Here is a 16,923-nt window from a genome sequence, read left to right on the forward strand (position 1 = left end):
CCTCCTCGAGGTCGGCGGATTCAAACCCCGACTACACCCTCGATTGTGAAGAGCCGCTTTACCCAGCCAGCCCGCGCAGATGTTGACCGTGTCGAAGAGCACGCCCTTGCTAACCTTGACCGTAGTAACGAAGCGTTCGTCGCCCACTACCGCGACGACATTAAGCAAGGCAATATTTACAAGCCTGAGGCGTATAACCGTATGCCGATTTGGGTTGCGGTAGAGGCGTTTTCATTTGGCAGCCTATCCCGCCTCATAGAGGCTTCCAAAGACTCTGGCGTGTTAGATGACATTGCCGAGTCGATGAGTACCTCTCGTAGGCTCCTGCCCGGGCAGGTGAAATCATTCGTCTACTTGCGCAACCGGGTAGCTCATTGTGCTCAATTGTGGAATCACCGGGTGCTTGACGTTCCAGGCCTGCAGCCCAAGACCGCCAGACGAGTCAAGCAGCGTTATCGAAACTTCTCGGACCATTCAATATACAAAATCCTCGTCGCACTCGATGACGTTGCTACCCGTTCTGGAATCTCGGGCACCTGGTTACAAGACACCGTTGAACCAATCCTGAACAAGAATCCACTCTTTGCGCGGGGGATCGCCGAACCGGCTCGGTACGGCGAAATGGCTCCTACGCCCCGTACCGTGTAGCGAACCCCACTGACAAAAACCGGTGGGCCAGCCCTCGCGAAGCGCAGGGGCTGGCCCACCGGAATAGGTGCAGTTGGAACTCAGAGCGCAGCGAGGGCTGCGTCGTAGTCCGGCTCGTTAGTGGTTTCTGCCACCTGCTGGGTGTACGCGACGGTGCCGTCACCGTCGATGACAACGACCGAGCGCGAGAAGAGCCCCTCGAGCGGACCGCTGGTGAAGGTGACGCCGTAGTCGGAGCCAAAGCTCGAACGGAAACCCGACGCGACAATGGCGTTCTCAATGCCCTCTGCGCCGCAGAAGCGGGCCTGCGCAAAGGGGAGATCCATCGATACGTTGAGCACGACGGTGCCTTCCAGACCGGTTGCTTTCTCGTTGAAGGTGCGGACGCTCTTGGCGCACACGCCGGTGTCCAGCGAGGGGAAGATGTTGAGCACGATCTTCTTGCCGGCGAAGTCAGCCAGCGTGACGGGGGAGAGATCCGAACCGACGAGATCGAAGCCAGGAGCCTTCGAGCCCACAGCGGGGAGCTCACCAATAGTGGTGACGGGGGAATCCTTGAACGTGATGTCTGCCATACCTCGATCCTTGCCAACGATCGCCACAGAATCAATACCTCGATGCTGCAGCCAACAGCGAACATGGCTGCACAAGTGGCAGAACCGTCAAAGTTCACCTTCTGTTCAGCAGAAGATGATGAACTAGGCCCTATGAGCCGTAACCAAAACCTGCGCGAGTACATCGACCAGATGCGCGACGAGGGATACACCGTCACGGACGTGCACGGGGAAGATCCGTACCTCATCGACCCCCTGGGCAACGCCGTGGAAACCTGGCGCGACCGCTACCCGTACGACGATCTCCTCGGTCGAACCGAATACGAGAAAGAAAAGCGCGAGCTCCAAATCGAGCTGCTGAAGTTCCAGTACTCAGCGCAAGATCACGGCACCAAGCACATCATCATCTTCGAAGGCCGGGACGCCGCGGGTAAGGGTGGCGCGATCAAGCGCTTCACCGAGCACCTCAATCCCCGCACGGCGCGCGTCGTCGCACTCAACAAGCCCACCGAGCGCGAACAAGGACAGTGGTACTTCCAGCGATACGTCGAACACCTCCCGACGGCCGGCGAAATCGTGCTGTTCGACCGATCCTGGTACAACCGCGCCGGCGTCGAACGTGTGATGGGCTTTTGCACCGACGAGGAATACAACATCTTCATCCACCAGGCGCCCATCTTCGAAGAGATGCTGATCGAGTCTGGCATCACCGTCACGAAACTCTGGTTCTCGGTGACGCAGCGCGAACAGCGCACCCGCTTCGCCATCCGTCAGATCGACCCGGTTCGCCAGTGGAAGCTGTCCCCGATGGACCTCGAATCCCTGGGACGCTGGGACGACTACACCGCCGCAAAGTCGGCCATGCTGAAACACACCGACACCGCGCTGGCGCCGTGGTACCGCATCAAGTCCAACGACAAGAAGCGCGCCCGCCTGAACGCCATGCGCCTGTTCCTGGACCTTCACGACTACGACGGCAAGGACCCGTCGAAGATCAAACCGACCGACCCGCTCATCGTCACGCGTGGCCGTCATAACCACGCAGACAAATCACACCCCATTCATGAGGGCCGCGAAGACACCGACTAACCAGGAGTGGGATGATCGCCTCGTGCAGAAGGTCATCTTGTTCTACAAATTCACGCCACTGCCAGACCCGGAGGCGGTCAAGCACTGGCAGCTCTCGCTCGCCGGCTCGCTCGGCCTGCGCGGGCGCGTCATCGTCTCCCCGCACGGCATCAACGGCACGCTCGGCGGTGACCTCGACGCACTGAAACGCTACGTACGCCTCCTGCGCGACTACCCCGGATTCAAGGGCACCGACATCAAATGGTCCGACGGCAGCGCCGACGATTTCCCCCGCCTCAGCGTCAAAGCGCGCGCCGAGATCGTCACCTTCGGCGTGCCCGACGAGATTCGCGTCGACGAGCAGGGCGTCGTCGACGGCGGGATCCATCTGAAGCCGCACGAGCTGCACGAACTCGTCGAAGCCAAGCCTGATACCGTCTTCTTCGACGGCCGCAACACCTACGAGGCCGGCGTGGGGCGCTTCAAGGACGCCATCATCCCCGACGTCACCACCACCCGCGACTTCGTCGGAGAGTTGGACTCCGGCAAGTACGACCACCTCAAAGACAAACCCGTGGTCACCTACTGCACCGGCGGAATCCGATGCGAGGTGCTCTCGTCGCTCATGAAACACCGCGGCTTCGAAGAGGTGTACCAGCTCGACGGTGGCATCGTGCGATACGGAGAAGAGTTCGGCAACGACGGTCTTTGGGAAGGTTCGCTCTACGTCTTCGACCGCCGCGGCGTCGTCGACTTCGACGAGGGGGCCGCCGTCGTCGGTGTGTGTTCGGTGTGCGGCAAGCCGACGAAGCACGTCGGCGACTGTGCGGACGTCTCCTGCACCGAGCAGATGGTGGCCTGTCGGACGTGCGAGCCCAGGTGCGTGGCGCACGCGTGAGAGCCGAGGGCCCGGGTCCGACATCGCGTGCCCGGCCGGACCCGAGCATCAGCCCCGAAGGGATGCTCAGTGTGTGAGGTGCTCCTCAATTGCTGCCCTGGCGGAGGATGAGAGCGTCGTGACAGGTAAGGTGATGACGTTCGTGGGCCCCCCACCGGATGAGAACCATCTGCTCCAGCTTGCCGCATTGCGCACGGACACCCGGCGAAGTGCTTCAGGCTTGGGGGCCAAGAGGACACGGTGCTCACGGCGACGAACCTCGGAGAGCTCATGCCACTGCAAACGCCAAGCGCCCAGCCCCTTGGCCTCCAGACCCTGCGATGACACGAACACCGTCGTCCGACTTCTTGCCAAGAACATGACACCGAAACCGCCCCATTGGCACACCAAGAGGACTGTGACGAAGCCGCCCCAGGTGAACGAATCGGAGAGCGCGACGATTGTTGCAGGTAGGGCGATGCAGGTAATTCCGATGCTTGCCATCCCGAGCCACCAAGCCCGGGAGTAGCGTGCTTGGATCATTCCGAAGCGCCCCGTACCCGGTGGAGGCGTGTTTTGAGCGCATCGCTTCGCGCCTGCCACTCCTCGGCCTGGGCGTGCATTCGCGCTTGGAACTCATCCAGACCCATCATCGGCTGGATCTCGTTGATGAGCGTCCGGGCAAAGGGACTGTCCTGTTCGAGCAGCCGCTGCAGAGCCTGCGTCAACGAGCGCTCCAGCCTGGCCCGAGCAGTCTCATCCACCCCTGCCATGGTGTTGAGGGAGACGATGGTCTCAGGCCCGGAACGCATCGTCACCACGTTGTCATCGTCGTACGCGGTGTGCTGTTCCGACGCGGGGCCGGGCCCGGTGGCCAGTTTTTGGAGAATCCGTTCGAAGTCCGACATAAAGGTGTCACGCTCCTTCCCCGGAGGGGATTACAGGGGGGGGTAGTACTCGGGATCCCAATCCGGGAGGCTCGGGAGGCCTTGGCCACAGAACTTGGCACGCTGATCGCGCACGAGCGTCTCCAGCCATTCGATGCCCAGATTGATGAGATACAGCAGGAATGAGAGGACTCCGGCCACGAGCGTGACACTGCCCAGGAACGCGAACACCGGCGCCTTAAGGATGGCAATTACCGAGCCGGCTCCTCCTGTGACCACCAATGCGATGATGTCGATGACGAAGATGAACATTGCCGCGACCGTTGCGATCCAGGCGACCCAAGTGGCCAGCCAGCGGACGGCGTCCACGATGTAGTCAAGGATCTGCAGGGTGTTCTCAGCGAGCCAGAGGAAGAAATCAGCGACCTGCTCCCAGAAGGTTCGCTGACATTCAGCGTAGTCGCAGGCGGCTTCGGCTGCCTCACCCCGCCACTCTCCGAAGAGTTGGGCGCAATCGAGGGGCTTGCCCGACTTGATCGCCTCTGCAGCATCAATGAGCCGCTCCACGGAAGCATGCGCTGGGGGCGGGATCGAAATCGATGCGCTCGATCGCCTCGCTCACCCTGAAGCTCATGCCCAACTTGCCCAAGACCGTGTCGGCGTCCCGGATGGTCTGTTGCGAGATCGTTGCGCAAATGGTGCTCATAGTGCCCCCAACGTCGTGTTGATCAGTTCGGCGTGGCGGCTCTCCACTGTCTCGTACTCTGTTGCCGTCGCCTCCGCGCGCTGGCGGAACGACTCGGTCATCTCGTCGAGAAGCTTGGTGGTTGATGTCAGTTCGCTGAGCAGCGATTCGATCGATGATTGCAATTCACTCGCCATCGGAGGCAAGGGGAAGGAGGTCGCTCCACCGAGCGCCTGCGCTGCCGCTGACGACGCGGTCGTGCATCGCTCGACATGGTCAGCGGCCATGCGTCTGAGTGAGCTGGGCGCGAACTTCACCCGGGAGTCAGATCCTGTCACATGACGTCGTTCCATGCCCTTAGCGTACCCGCCGCATGGCTCAACTCGGGCTTGCAAGCGCAACACGCCGCCCGACGTCAGCCCAGCACCGTCTCCAGCTAGGGCGACGAGCACCTCCGGCCGGGGTCCAACCGGTCGGGCAGGGCTGTGAACTCGCCCAGGTGGGGGGGGGTAGAGGCCTGCGAGGTCGTCGTGGGTAAGCGGGTGCTCTTGCCTCAGCGGGGGCTGCCGCAGGCGGCGCGAAGGATGGCCTCCACCTCGCGGAAGTAGCCAGAGCGCTTGTCACGACGGTATCGGTGGATGCGATGTACGCCGATTCGCGCTAGTACGCCGTCGAGAGCGGGACGTCTGCGGCGGCCGAGCGGTACTCGATGGGGAAGCTGATGCGCCAACCTCGACGGTCGATCAGCTCGCGGATCTCCCGCACGACCGCGGGGCTGTCGGGCAGGGGGACGGCGTACTCCATCTCGAAGAACCGCACCCGGCGCGGGCTCGCGAACACCTCGTGCGCCACGTCGCGGTAGCGGCGGTCGCTGATCGTCGACGATGCCAGCCGATTGCCCAGGGGCCATCGCGGACATCTTGGAAGCCAGCCAGCACAGCGGGTTGAAGGCGGCGTTGTGCTCGAACGCGGCCACGTCGACGGCCGAGAAGGGCGTGCTCGTCCCGCCCAGCGCGGCGAGGAGAGCATCGGAGGGGGCGTGTGCGACGATGTGGGCGTGGGGCTCAGTCTAGGGGGAGCACCGCGGTGGCCGGCGAATCCGCGACGGGCCTCGGGGCGCGCCGACGACGCCACGCGTCCACCAGCCACATCGCGGCGGCGAAGACGAAGAAGAACACGAGGATCGCCACGATGTAGAGGCTCACCCCGGCGCCGAGGGTGTCGACGTCGAGGATGGTGTACGGGTACCAGTGCACGATGGCGCCTCGGACGAGCGTCACCACCAGCCACACGATCGGGATGATCGTGGCCCAACCGATGCGGCGCCAGGTGGTCTGCCGGGGCCCGAACAGCAGCCACGCGATGGGTGTGAGGATGGGCGTCAGAATATGCACGAAGAAGTTGTTGATGCCAGGGAGCCCTGCGTGCCCGCCGGTATCGAGCAGCAGGTTGAACACGATGCCGGTGATCACGATGCAGATGGTGGCCGTGAGGCGGACGACGTGCCAGCTTCGCGCCCAGTCGCGGCGGAACACCAAGTCAAGTGCAGATATGGCAACCAGCAGATTCGACATGAAGGTGAAGAACCTGAGTTGCGTGAATGGCGTCACCACGAGCCCGAAGATGAACCCGCCGACGCCGGAGGAGCCCTCCCAGCCGATGATCCACGATGTGATGATTCCGGTCAGGGCGCACAGGGCGAGCACCGCGTAAGCCGCGCGGGGTAGAACATGCATGGCGGAGATCCTAGGGGATCAGCCGGGCAGCGAGATTGCGCCGATGACCGTTATCCTCCACGTCTGCAAAAAATCGCCTCAGCGAGGGGGTCGCGAGCTTCTCGTGGAGGATAACGGTCAACTTTCGCAGATGCCCGTGCCGTCGTCGGCCTACAGCCTCACGAGCGCGTAGGCGATGCCCGCAAACGCGCAAGCCCACAGTATGCTGGCGAACGTACCGATGATGAACACCTCGCCGAGCCGGGGGTCGTCGCCATTGCGCAGCTCGGGGTAGCGCCCCAAACCCTTGACGGCAAGGATAAATGCGAGGCCAGACGGGAAGCCCGCGACGATGCAGGCGTAGGTGGCGGCGCGTTCCAGCATGCCGATCCAGCGACCGCCCGGAAGCCTTTGCCAAGTGTCGAGGATCGTCGGGTCAGGGTTCGGTTGCGGCGGGTTGATGTGACGCAGCAGCGCCCGGATCACCGGGTTTGCGAACACCGCCAGGAGGCCACAGCCAGCGATGATCAGCGCCTGCAGGAGTACATGCATGGCTTCCCTCCAGTGTGGTTAAGCTATTATCTTCATATGGAAGAAATGCAGGTTTTTTCTACATGTGCAGCGGTGGTGGCGGACATCGTCAGTTCGCGCGCCTCGGATCGCGGACAATCCCACGCGTACGTGCTCGATGCCATCGCCCAAACCAACGCCAACATAGCCCAACTCGATCCGCTGCGGGTCACGGTGGGTGACGAAATCCAGGGCGTCTACGCAACACTCGGCGAGGCCTTCGCCGCCACATTCGCCCTTCGCAACCTGCTGGCTGGGCACGTCGATCTCCGCTTCGGCATCGGCGTGGGCGAGGTGAGGATCATCGACTCCGAGCGCGGCATCCAGGACGGCTCCGCCTGGGTGCTCGCGCGGGAAGCGATCGAGGCGGTGGAGCAGCAGTCGCGTGAGCCTGGCCGACGGGGCCTCCGCACCGCCGTCCGCGACGACACACCTTCCGCGAATCCGCTTGTGGAGCCGGCGGCGCAACTCATCGATGCGCACCTCGCGGCGCTTGGCGCGGGGGCGCGGGAATCGTTCTCTGCGCTGTATGAGGGGCTGGACAACCAGCAGGCTGCGGAGCGCCTGGGGATTACCGCGTCAGCGAACTCCCAGCGGGTGAACAACAACCAGCTCCGCCCGCTGCTCGCGATGGCGCAGGCGCTCACCGCGCTGGGAGGTACCGACGAAAAGTGACCGTTATCCTCCACTAGAAGCCGACGACCCCCCAGCTTTCGGCGATTTTTTGCAGGCGTGGAGGAAAACGGTCAAACGGGCGCTCGGCACCGTCGGCGGCGCTGCGCTCAGGCCCTCTTTTCGCGGTTGCGGATCTTGGAGCGCTCGTGGGCGCTCAGGTGCACCTTGCGAATCCGCACAATCTCAGGCGTCACCTCGAGGCACTCGTCGGCCGCGCAGAACTCGAGCGACTGCTCCAACGACAGCTGCTTCGGCGGGACGAGCCGCTCGAGCTCCTCGCCAGTGGAGGAGCGCACGTTGGTGAGCTTCTTCTCTTTGGTGGGGTTCACGTCCATGTCGTCCGGGCGCGGGTTTTCTCCCACCACCATGCCTTCGTACACCTCGGCGCCGGGGCCGACGAACATCGTTCCCCTCTCCTGGAGGTTGAACAGCGCGTAGGAGGTGACGACGCCGGTGCGGTCGGCGACGAGCGAGCTGGTCGGACGCGTGCGGAAGTTGCCGTGCCAGGGTTCGTAGCCCTCGGCAACGTGGTTCATGATGCCAGTGCCGCGCGTTTCCGTGAGGAATTCGGTGCGGAACCCAATCAGGCCACGCGCCGGCACGATGAACTCCAGTCGTACCCAGCCGGTGCCGTGGTTCACCATCGTCTCCATGCGCCCGCGCCTGAGCCCCATCAGCTGCGTGACGGTGCCCAGGAACTCCTCGGGCACGTCGACGGTGAGTCGCTCGGTGGGTTCGTGTAGCTTGCCGTCGATCATTTTGGTGACCACCTGCGGTTTGCCGACGGTGAGCTCGAACGATTCGCGGCGCATCATCTCGACGAGGATCGCCAGCTGCAGCTCACCTCGGCCCTGCACCTCCCACGTGTCGGGGCGGTCGGTGTTGCTCACGCGAATCGAGACATTGCCGATGAGCTCCTGGTCCAGGCGCGCCTTCACGAGCCGAGCCGTGAGATTCTTTCCTGATTTGCCCGCCAGCGGCGAGGTATTGATGCCGATTGTCATGGAGATCGACGGCTCGTCGACGTGGATGAGCGGCAGCGGCTTCGGGTTCTCGGGATCAGAGATGGTTTCGCCGATCATGATCTCTGGGATACCTGCGATGGCGACGATATCGCCCGGCCCCGCCTTCTCCGCGGGCTTGCGCTCGAGGGCTTCGGTCATCAGCAATTCCGTCAGCTTCACGGTTTGGACGCTCCCGTCGCGCTTGCACCACGCCACCTGCTGGCCGCGACGCAGCTCTCCACCCACCACGCGCAGCAGCGCAATACGCCCTAGGTAGGGCGAGGCGTCGAGGTTCGTGACGTGGGCTTGCAGCGTCGCACCCTCTTCGTACGTGGGCGCCGGGATGTGCTCGAACAGCGTTGCGAACAGCGGTTCGAGCGTCGTGGAGTCGGGCATGCTGCCGTCGGCGGGTTGGGTGAGCGAAGCCCGGCCGGCCTTCGCGGATGCGTAGACGATGGGGAAGTCGAGGCCGTCGGCAGCGTCGTCGTCGAGCAGGTCCATGAACAGGTCGTAGGTTTCGTCGACGACGGCGCTGATGCGCGCATCCGAGCGGTCTACCTTGTTCACCACCACGATGATGGGCAACTGCTTGGCGAGCGCCTTGCGCAACACGAAGCGGGTCTGGGGGAGTGGCCCCTCAGACGCGTCGACGAGGAGGATCACGCCGTCGACCATCTCCAGGCCGCGCTCCACCTCGCCGCCAAAATCGGCGTGGCCAGGGGTGTCGATGATGTTGATGACGGCGTCGGTGCCGTCGGGGCGACGGTGTTTGATCGCCGTGTTCTTCGCGAGGATCGTGATGCCCTTCTCGCGCTCAAGATCCATCGAGTCCATCACGCGGGCGTCGACGTCGGCACCTTCGCGGAACGCGCCGGACTGCCACAGCATCGAGTCGACCAGCGTGGTCTTCCCGTGGTCGACGTGGGCGATGATGGCGACGTTTCGCAGATCTTCACGGGTGGGCATGGGCGCTCCTCACATTTGGGCCGTGCTGAGTGTACGCGCGTCGAGGCCCCTCCGCCTAGTCGTGCCCGGGAAGGTGACATGTGGTGCACTAGGCGGGGAACGCTCCCCGACGAGTGAGAGCGACGATGCGACGGCGAAGCGCGCCGCCGGAGGTCAACGCGGTCAGCTGACCTGCAGTTCGCCCATCTCGTCCCAGCCTTCGCCCTCGACGGTGCGGGAGACGATCTTGGGCGTGGCCGCCAGATGTGGACGCATAGCTTCGAGGCCGGCCTGGAAATGCGGAGCATTGACGTGCGCTTCGCCGGCGCCGTCCTTGAACGCCTCGACGAGCACGAACTCGTTCGGATCTTCGACCGAGCGCGACCACTCGAACCAGAGGTTGCCCTCCTCGGCGCGGGTGGCGGCGGTGAACTCGGCGACGGCGTCCATCCACTGGTCGACGGACTCGGGCTTCACTTGGTACTTGACGACGATAAAGATCATGCCTCGAGCCTAGGCGCTCCGATCAACGGATGCTCGCCGAAGCTCGCCGTGGTCTGCGCGCGGGCCAAGCCCCAGGTCACGCGCCCAGAAAGTCGAGGATCCGCGGGAGGTCGCGTCGGGTCTGTGCCACGCCCTGGATGTACACGTCGGTGAGACGGGCGACATTGCGCTCGGCGTTGGTGATGGGCATGCGATCCGGGCTCAGCACGAGGGCGTGTCCGTCCCGTTCGAGGTCGAAGAGCTCCTCGCGGGTGCGGTTGTAGTTAGCGGGCCGGGCGAACAACCCCTCGGCGACGGCGGGGTAGCGCCGCAGCGCCGCCCGCATCGCTCGCCGGGCGCGCTGCGGGCCCTTCACGTAGTCTCGGGTGCGGGTGGTGATGACGAGGAAGCGTCGGAACCCGGCCGCCTTCGCCGCGTCGATGGGGTAGCCGCCGGTAGGGCCGAGGGCGCCGTCGCAGTAGACCTCACCGTCGATCACCGTCCAGGGCATGAGCAGCGGCATCGTCGACGACGCCCGCACCCGTCTGAGAAGGTCCAGCGGCTCCTCGATATCTTCTCTGCTCCAGTACACCATCGCGCCGTCAGTAGCGCGGAAGCCGCCGATGGCGAAGGGCGCGGGGTTGGCCTGCACGGCATCGAAGTCGAGGGGGAGCACCTCACCGGGGAGACTGGAACGCTCGTAGATCCACTCCGCGTTGAAGTAGCCGCGGCCACGCGCCCAGGAGCCCCAACCACCGAAGTCGCGTTCGGCGGCGAACTCGGTGAATGCGCGACGGGTACGCTCGCGGTCTCGGACGAGCCAGTTGACCGTGCAGGTGGAACCTGCGGAAATACCGCCCACCCAGCCAGTGCGGACGTCGCGTTCGAGCAGGACGTTGAGCACGCCGGAACTCCATGCGGCGCGCATGCCACCGCCCTCGAGGACGAGGGCGACGTCGCCGGCGATCACTGGGCCAGCGTCTGGAAGGCAGTTTCGGAGGAATCGCGCAGGAACTGGGCGCAGCGCGCCTGTTCGTCGGCTTCCCCGATTCGCCCTGCGGCTACGCTCAACGCCCACAATGCACGCAGGAACCCGCGGTTGGGCGCGTGCTCCCACGGCACGTGCCCGGTGCCTTTCCATCCGTTTCGACGCAGCGCATCGAGCCCGCGGTGGTAGCCGGTGCGCGCGTAGGCGTAGGCGGCGATGGACGACGCGAGCGTGTCGTCACGCAGACACGCCTCCGCCAACAGCGCCCACACGAGCGACGACTGCGGGTGGGCGGCCACGACGTCCAGGAAGCCTTCTTTGCCAGCCTCCCGGATAGCCTCCACGGCAGGATCGACGGGCAGTTCTACCCGAACGTCGGTGGCCATCAAGTTCGGATGCGTCTCGGTCATGGGCATAGCCTAGTGCCCCGGCGCGGAATGGTCACCGTCGGCTACTCTCCGAGCCCGCTCGCGATATATTTTACGACGGCATCCTGCGCGGCTGCGGCTTGCGGGCCTTGCGTGTAGACGTGCAGCATGTCGCCGCACACCGCGCCGAGCGCCATGAGGCTCACCGTCGATTTGGCATTGACGGGCTGCCCATCGCCTCGGGCGATCGAAATCTCGGCGTCGAACTCCATCGCGAGGGCAGCGAGCTTGGACGCCGGTCGCGCGTGCAACCCGATCGGCGAGGTGAGCAACACCTGGGCTGAGTTCCCGTTCGACGAGTCGGACGCGGGCTCCACAGCGTCGACGGGGCCCCGGCCGAGCGCGGCCCACTTGGCGTCGAGCGCCGATTCGGCGGCGGCGATAACCTCGTCGAGCGAGCCCCCCATCGCGGCTGTGACTAACGCAGCGGTGAGCCCCTCGATGAGCGGCGCGGCTGCGATGCGCACCGGGTGCGGCGAATCCAGCAAGTCGATAGCGGTCTCGGCGCTCATGATGGCCGACCCCATGTCGACGAACACCGCGACGCCGTCGCTGCTAGCCACGCCCTCAATGGCCGTCATGACGGTGGCGGCATCCGTGCCGAGCGAGCCGTCGGGCATACCCGCGGCAATCGCCACAGGTGGCATCTCGCCGTGCACCATGACGGCCGCGAGGTCGAGCGCGGCCTGAGCGAGCGGGGCCGAATGCGATACGACGACGATGCCGACGCTCATGCCACCACCTCCGCCAGCGCTTGGACGAGCAGCGTCGCGGATGCGGCGCCCGGGTCGATGTGCCCGACGGAGCGCTGACCCAAATACGACGCCCGGCCCTTGCGCGCCACCATGGCTGCCGTGGCATCCCGCCCACGCGCGGCAGCGGCGACGGCTCGGGCCGCGGCTTCGGGAAACGGCGTGCCGGCGGCGTGCTCGCACTCGAGTGTCGCGACCGCCGGGGAGAGGGCGTCGAACATGGTCTTGTCGCCCAGCTCCGACTTGCCGCGCTGCGCGAGCCCGTCGACGCCGGCGCGGAGTGCCTCAACGAACTGCGTATCGTTCACCTCCACAGCATCGACGGGGAACGCCGCGGCCATGCGTAAAAACAGCGTGGCGAGCAGGGGGCCGCTCGTGCCGCCCACATGGCGCAGCAGCGACATGCCGATTGCCTTGCTCTGCGTCTGCAGCGTCGGGGCATCCAGCGCGTTGAGGGTCTCGTGCATGCCTCGGACGAGGTTCACGCCGTGGTCGGCATCGCCGATGTGGGAGTCCAACTCAGTGAGGTGTGCTTCGTGGTTGGCAACGAGCGCATCAAACCGTCGCAGCCACCTTGCCACGGTGCCGACGGCGATCATGGCAGCACCTTTGCGAGGCCCTCGAGCGGCGATGGGGCATCGAGCCAGCGCAACATCTCGTCGTCGGCACGCAGCAGCGTGATGAAGCAGCCCGCCATGTTGAGCGACGTGACGAAGTTGCCGATTCCGCACCGCGCCACCTGTACGTCGGCTTTCCGAAGCAGCGGCAGCACCTCGCCGGTCATGAGTTGCAGCTCGATGAGCGGCGTCGCGCCAAGCCCATTGACGAGCAGAGCGGCGCGGTGGCCGGCGAAATCGAGGTCGTGAAGGATGGGCTCGATGAGTGTTCGGGCAATCGACGACGCCTCGACGAGCGGCTCGCGGCGCCTGCCCGGCTCGCCGTGGATGCCGATGCCTACCTCGATTTCGTCCTCGGGAAGGTCGAACGTCGGCTGCCCGGCGCCCGGAGTCACGCACGATGTCAGCGCCACACCCATCGAGCGCACGTTCGCGCACACGCGCTCGGCGAGCACAACCAGCTCGTCGAGCGGCACGCCCGCATCCGCCGCCGCACCGACGATCTTCTCGACGAACACCGTCCCCGCCACGCCGCGCCGGCCAGCGGTGAAGGTGGAATCTTCGACGGCGACGTCGTCGGCGACGATAACCGTGCGCACGTCGATGCCCTCGGCCTGTGCGAGTTCGGTAGCCATCTCAAAGTTCAGCACGTCGCCGGTGTAGTTCTTGACGATGCACAGCACCCCTGCGTCAGCATCGACAGCCTGGATGGCGGTGAGAATCTGCGTCGGATTAGGGGAGGTGAACATCTCTCCGACGACGGCGGCGTCCAGCATCCCTTCGCCCACGAAACCGCTGTGCAGGGGCTCGTGCCCTGCGCCCCCTCCGGAGACGACGGCGACCTTGCCGCGTCGAGGTTCATCGGCTCGAAACACGACGCGGTGCTCACTGTCGACCCGCAGATCTGGACGAGTTGCGGCAAGGCCGCGGAGTGCATCGTCGACAACACTGTTCGGCGAATTGATGAGCTTTTTCACTGCCGGCCCTTCCTGACGCAAACAGCGTAGCAACGCGCCGACAATCGGGGGCGCGGGGCGACCACATCGTTGAGCATTCAAGGCGTCCGCGCACCGGGGAATGCTGACATTGTCAGATTTGGACGTAGAATGGTTGGTGGCCCAGGTGAGATTCCTGGGTCTGTTCATGGATTGGAGTGTGTGCATGCCGGGCGTCGTTGTCGTCGGAGCTCAATGGGGAGACGAGGGGAAAGGCAAGGCGGTTGACCAGCTGGGCGATCGCGTCGATCTCTGCGTGCGTTATTCAGGTGGTAACAATGCGGGTCACACGCTCGTCGTGAATGGCGAGAAGTTCGTGATGCACCTGTTACCGTCGGGCATCCTCAACCCGAACACCACGACGGTGCTCGGCAACGGGGTGGTGATCGATCTCGACGTATTGCACGAGGAGCTGACGACGCTGAGGGAGCGCGGCGTCCAGTTCGAGCACCCGCTGATCTCCGCGAACGCGCACATCATTACCGAGTACCACAAGGTGCTCGACAAGGTGACGGAACGCTTCCTCGGCAAGCGCCGCATCGGCACCACCGGCCGCGGCATCGGGCCGTGCTACTCCGACAAGATCAACCGCCTCGGCATCCGGGTGCAAGATCTCCTCGACGCCAAGATTCTGCGCGAGAAGGTCGAGGCCTCGCTCGATCAAAAGAACGAGCTGCTCGTCAAGGTGTACAACCGCCGCCCGATCATCATCGACGAGGTGGTCGACGCGCTGCTCGCCCACGCGGATGCGATCCGGCCCTACATCGTCGACTCTGGGCGGTTCATCAACGACGCGCTCGACGAGGGCAAGGTCGTGCTGTTTGAGGGCGCTCAGGCACACCATCTCGACGTTGACCAGGGCACCTACCCGTACGTGACGTCGTCGAACCCGACGGCGGCAGGCGCCGCCACAGGTGGCGGCATCGGCCCCACCCGCATCGACCGCACCATCGGCATCGCCAAGGCCTACACCACGCGCGTCGGCGAAGGCCCGTTCCCGACGGAGCTCTTCGACGAGGATGGCGAGAAGCTGCGCGAGAAGGGCGGCGAGTTCGGCGCCACGACGGGCCGGCCCCGTCGCTGTGGATGGTTCGACGCTGTGCTGGTGGAGCAGGCGGTGAAGATTAACGGTTTCACCGATGTTTTCCTCACCAAGCTCGACATTCTGGATGGCTGGGAGAAGATTCCGGTCTGCGTGGCCTACGAGGTGGACGGCGAGCGCTTGCCGCACTACCCGATGACGCAGTCCGAGGTGCATCACGCCAAGCCCATCTATGAGTACGTCGACGGCTGGACCGAAGACATCTCCGGTTGCCGATCCTTCGATGAACTCCCCGCGAATTGCCGGGCTTACGTGCGTCACCTTGAGGAACTCATCGGGTGCCGCATCTCCGGTATCGGCGTGGGCCCCGGGCGTGAAGAAGCCATCTCGATCAACCCGCTCGTCTGAGCCAGGAGCGTCGCGATATGAGCAAGCGTCCCACTGCGAGGTGCCCGCTTCGCCCCGGCGACCCCTGCTCGCTATGCGTGCCGGGGAGCACCGGGCCGCAGGACTGCCAGACCGTGCGGCTCGTCATGGAAGATCCGGAGATGCGCGAACTGCTGCGCGAGAAACAGCGCGAGTGGCGAGAACGGCATCGGGTGGCATGACCTTCCAGCGTCGGCGGTAGGGTCGGGTTGTGAAGATTCTGTTGCTGGGCTCTGGTGGCCGTGAACATGCACTGGGTCGCACATTGGTGCGCGACGGAAGCGAGCTCCACGTAGCTCCCGGTAACCCCGGGCTCGCGGCGTTCGCCACCTGCCACTCACTAGACCCATCCAATTCCGACGATGTGCTCGCCCTCGCGCGAACGCTCGGTGTGGATCTCGTCGTGGTTGGCCCGGAGGCGCCGCTCGTGGCGGGCGTCGTCGACGTTCTGCGCGAGGGCGGTTTCAACGTGTTCGGCCCGTCGGCTGCGGCCGCGGAGTTGGAAGGTTCGAAGGCATTCGCCAAGGACGTGATGCGCGCCGCCGGCGTCCCCACCGCGGACGCGCGCGTGTGCACCACCGCCGACGAGGCTGCCGCCGCACTGGACGAGTTCGGCCCCACCTACGTCGTCAAGAACGACGGACTCGCTGCTGGCAAGGGCGTCGTCGTCACCGACGACCGCGACGCAGCCCTGGCGCATGCGGCATCCTGCGAGCGCGTCGTGATCGAGGAGTTCCTCGACGGCCCCGAGGTGTCACTGTTCGCCATCTGCGACGGCTCCACCGCCCGGCCGCTGTTGCCCGCCCAGGATTTCAAGCGCGTCGGCGACGGCGACGAAGGCCCGAACACCGGCGGCATGGGCGCGTATTGCCCGTTGCCGTGGGCGCCTGATGGGCTCGTTGACGACATCATGCGCGACGTGGTGCAGCCAACGCTTGACGAGATGGCCAGGCGTGGAACTCCCTTCGTGGGGCTGCTGTACGCCGGGCTCGCGCTGACGACGAAGGGGTTGCGCGTCGTGGAGTTCAACGTGCGCTTCGGCGACCCCGAAACCCAGGCTGTGCTCGCCTTGCTCGAGTCGCCGCTGGCGCCCGTGCTGCGCGCGGCAGCACGCGGCGAACTCGCTAGCCAGACGGCGTTGCAGTGGCGCGACGGGGCCGCCGTCGTCGTTGTATCCGCTGCGGACGGCTATCCGGGGACCCCCAAGCGTGGCTGCCGCATCGAGCTGCCCGACGACACCGACTCGGTCTGGGTGCTCCAAGCTGGCACCACCCTGACCGACGGCACACTCACCGCGGGCGGTGGGCGCGTGCTGGGTACCGTCGGGGTGGGGGCCAACCTCGACGCCGCCCGCTCCGCCGCGTACGAGCACCTGGCGGCGGTGGATTTCGTCGACGGTTTCTACCGCACCGACATCGGCATCCCGCACTGACCTCCGCATCGACGCGCCATCGCGCTCGCTTGGGTGGCAGATTGGCGCCCATAGATGGGCGCGAATGTGACAGTGAACACACTCGTTCAGGCCGGTTAGTGACCGGTCTTTGGCAACCCTGGCTTATCGATG

General features: G+C 65.0%; 23 protein-coding genes and 1 pseudogene. 8 read left to right on the forward strand and 16 right to left on the reverse strand.

Annotation, left to right across the window (positions count from 1 at the left end; translation table 11 throughout):
- Positions 1-648: Abi family protein (locus Q0X68_RS10990; protein WP_297751622.1), on the forward strand; the 648-nt coding region annotated here is incomplete at its 5' end.
- 80 nt (positions 649-728) lie between these two features.
- Here the strand turns inward: Q0X68_RS10990 and tpx are convergent.
- Positions 729-1,223, reverse strand: a complete 495-nt coding sequence (gene tpx / locus Q0X68_RS10995) for a thiol peroxidase (protein WP_297751625.1) — start codon at positions 1,221-1,223, stop codon at positions 729-731.
- A 132-nt stretch (positions 1,224-1,355) separates the two neighbouring features.
- On the opposite strand from tpx, the gene ppk2 reads away from it, so the two are divergent.
- Positions 1,356-2,291 carry a polyphosphate kinase 2 gene (gene ppk2 / locus Q0X68_RS11000; protein ID WP_297751628.1) on the forward strand — a complete coding sequence of 312 codons (936 nt, stop codon included), beginning with the start codon at positions 1,356-1,358 and terminating at the stop codon, positions 2,289-2,291.
- Complete coding sequence (locus tag Q0X68_RS11005; RefSeq protein ID WP_297751632.1) at positions 2,266-3,168, forward strand: rhodanese-related sulfurtransferase; 903 nt, start codon at positions 2,266-2,268, stop codon at positions 3,166-3,168. Before ppk2 ends, Q0X68_RS11005 begins: the two co-directional genes overlap by 26 nt.
- 66 nt (positions 3,169-3,234) lie before the next feature.
- Here Q0X68_RS11005 and Q0X68_RS11010 read toward each other — a convergent pair whose 3' ends face one another.
- The 5 genes from Q0X68_RS11010 to Q0X68_RS11030 form a co-directional block, all read right to left on the reverse strand.
- Positions 3,235-3,651: a hypothetical protein gene (locus tag Q0X68_RS11010; RefSeq protein WP_297751635.1), complete on the reverse strand. Its 417-nt coding sequence runs from the start codon at positions 3,649-3,651 to the stop codon at positions 3,235-3,237.
- A gap of 35 nt (positions 3,652-3,686) precedes the next feature.
- The gene (locus Q0X68_RS11015; RefSeq protein WP_297751638.1) at positions 3,687-4,055 is read right to left on the reverse strand and encodes a hypothetical protein; all 369 of its coding nucleotides are present in this window, start codon (positions 4,053-4,055) and stop codon (positions 3,687-3,689) included.
- Between the two features lie 30 nt (positions 4,056-4,085).
- Positions 4,086-4,601 carry a hypothetical protein gene (locus Q0X68_RS11020; RefSeq protein ID WP_297751641.1) on the reverse strand — a complete coding sequence of 172 codons (516 nt, stop codon included), beginning with the start codon at positions 4,599-4,601 and terminating at the stop codon, positions 4,086-4,088.
- Positions 4,602-4,736: 135 nt separating this feature from the next.
- Positions 4,737-5,006 (reverse strand): hypothetical protein, encoded by a 270-nt coding sequence (locus Q0X68_RS11025; protein ID WP_297751644.1) that lies wholly within the window; start codon positions 5,004-5,006, stop codon positions 4,737-4,739.
- Positions 5,007-5,379: 373 nt separating this feature from the next.
- Complete coding sequence (locus tag Q0X68_RS11030) at positions 5,380-5,571, reverse strand: D-arabinono-1,4-lactone oxidase (protein ID WP_366128265.1); 192 nt, start codon at positions 5,569-5,571, stop codon at positions 5,380-5,382.
- 32 nt (positions 5,572-5,603) lie between these two features.
- Here Q0X68_RS11030 and Q0X68_RS11035 point away from each other — a divergent pair, with 32 nt between their 5' ends.
- Positions 5,604-5,792 carry a hypothetical protein gene (locus tag Q0X68_RS11035; protein WP_297751685.1) on the forward strand — a complete coding sequence of 63 codons (189 nt, stop codon included), beginning with the start codon at positions 5,604-5,606 and terminating at the stop codon, positions 5,790-5,792.
- On the opposite strand, the gene Q0X68_RS11040 is transcribed toward Q0X68_RS11035, so the two are convergent.
- Entirely contained in the window at positions 5,784-6,455 is a 672-nt protein-coding gene (locus tag Q0X68_RS11040) for a Pr6Pr family membrane protein (protein ID WP_297751647.1), read from the reverse strand. The genes Q0X68_RS11035 and Q0X68_RS11040 overlap by 9 nt on opposite strands.
- Before the next feature lie 150 nt (positions 6,456-6,605).
- Positions 6,606-6,986, reverse strand: a complete 381-nt coding sequence (locus Q0X68_RS11045) for a hypothetical protein (protein WP_297751650.1) — start codon at positions 6,984-6,986, stop codon at positions 6,606-6,608.
- A 45-nt stretch (positions 6,987-7,031) separates the two neighbouring features.
- Between Q0X68_RS11045 and Q0X68_RS11050 the strand changes: the two genes are divergently transcribed.
- A complete protein-coding gene (locus tag Q0X68_RS11050) occupies positions 7,032-7,679 on the forward strand; it encodes a SatD family protein (protein ID WP_297751653.1) in 648 nt (215 codons plus the stop codon).
- 107 nt (positions 7,680-7,786) lie between these two features.
- Here the strand turns inward: Q0X68_RS11050 and typA are convergent, their stop codons facing one another.
- The 8 genes and pseudogenes from typA to dhaK form a co-directional block, all read right to left on the reverse strand.
- A complete protein-coding gene (typA, locus tag Q0X68_RS11055; RefSeq protein ID WP_297751655.1) occupies positions 7,787-9,649 on the reverse strand; it encodes a translational GTPase TypA in 1,863 nt (620 codons plus the stop codon).
- Positions 9,650-9,811: 162 nt separating this feature from the next.
- Positions 9,812-10,132: a putative quinol monooxygenase gene (locus Q0X68_RS11060; protein ID WP_297751658.1), complete on the reverse strand. Its 321-nt coding sequence runs from the start codon at positions 10,130-10,132 to the stop codon at positions 9,812-9,814.
- A gap of 76 nt (positions 10,133-10,208) precedes the next feature.
- Positions 10,209-11,081, reverse strand: a complete 873-nt coding sequence (locus Q0X68_RS11065; protein WP_297751661.1) for a patatin family protein — start codon at positions 11,079-11,081, stop codon at positions 10,209-10,211.
- Positions 11,078-11,509, reverse strand: coding sequence for a DUF3151 domain-containing protein (locus Q0X68_RS11070; protein ID WP_297751664.1), 432 nt, complete (start codon positions 11,507-11,509; stop codon positions 11,078-11,080). The genes Q0X68_RS11065 and Q0X68_RS11070 overlap by 4 nt, the downstream gene beginning before the upstream one ends.
- A 41-nt stretch (positions 11,510-11,550) precedes the next feature.
- Positions 11,551-11,844: an HPr family phosphocarrier protein gene (locus tag Q0X68_RS13170; protein ID WP_366128271.1), complete on the reverse strand. Its 294-nt coding sequence runs from the start codon at positions 11,842-11,844 to the stop codon at positions 11,551-11,553.
- Positions 11,845-11,865: 21 nt separating this feature from the next.
- Positions 11,866-12,261 (reverse strand): annotated as a pseudogene (dhaM, locus tag Q0X68_RS13175) (dihydroxyacetone kinase phosphoryl donor subunit DhaM); the annotation flags it as partial.
- Complete coding sequence (gene dhaL / locus Q0X68_RS11080) at positions 12,258-12,878, reverse strand: dihydroxyacetone kinase subunit DhaL (protein WP_297751670.1); 621 nt, start codon at positions 12,876-12,878, stop codon at positions 12,258-12,260. The gene dhaL and the pseudogene dhaM, both read right to left, overlap by 4 nt.
- The gene (gene dhaK / locus Q0X68_RS11085) at positions 12,875-13,873 is read right to left on the reverse strand and encodes a dihydroxyacetone kinase subunit DhaK (protein ID WP_297751673.1); all 999 of its coding nucleotides are present in this window, start codon (positions 13,871-13,873) and stop codon (positions 12,875-12,877) included. The genes dhaL and dhaK overlap by 4 nt, the downstream gene beginning before the upstream one ends.
- 184 nt (positions 13,874-14,057) lie before the next feature.
- Here dhaK and Q0X68_RS11090 point away from each other — a divergent pair, with 184 nt between their 5' ends.
- Genes Q0X68_RS11090 through purD form a run of 3 tightly spaced genes read left to right on the forward strand, consistent with a single transcriptional unit; the run spans position 14,058 to position 16,791 of the window.
- On the forward strand, positions 14,058-15,341 hold the full coding sequence (locus tag Q0X68_RS11090; RefSeq protein WP_297751683.1) for an adenylosuccinate synthase: 1,284 nt from the start codon (positions 14,058-14,060) through the stop codon (positions 15,339-15,341).
- Between the two features lie 17 nt (positions 15,342-15,358).
- Positions 15,359-15,541 carry a DUF6767 domain-containing protein gene (locus Q0X68_RS11095; protein ID WP_297751675.1) on the forward strand — a complete coding sequence of 61 codons (183 nt, stop codon included), beginning with the start codon at positions 15,359-15,361 and terminating at the stop codon, positions 15,539-15,541.
- A gap of 29 nt (positions 15,542-15,570) precedes the next feature.
- Complete coding sequence (gene purD / locus Q0X68_RS11100) at positions 15,571-16,791, forward strand: phosphoribosylamine--glycine ligase (RefSeq protein WP_297751677.1); 1,221 nt, start codon at positions 15,571-15,573, stop codon at positions 16,789-16,791.
- The last annotated feature ends 132 nt before the right edge of the window (positions 16,792-16,923 follow it).

This window comes from uncultured Tessaracoccus sp., from assembly GCF_947286155.1.
Classification (GTDB): domain Bacteria; phylum Actinomycetota; class Actinomycetes; order Propionibacteriales; family Propionibacteriaceae; genus Arachnia.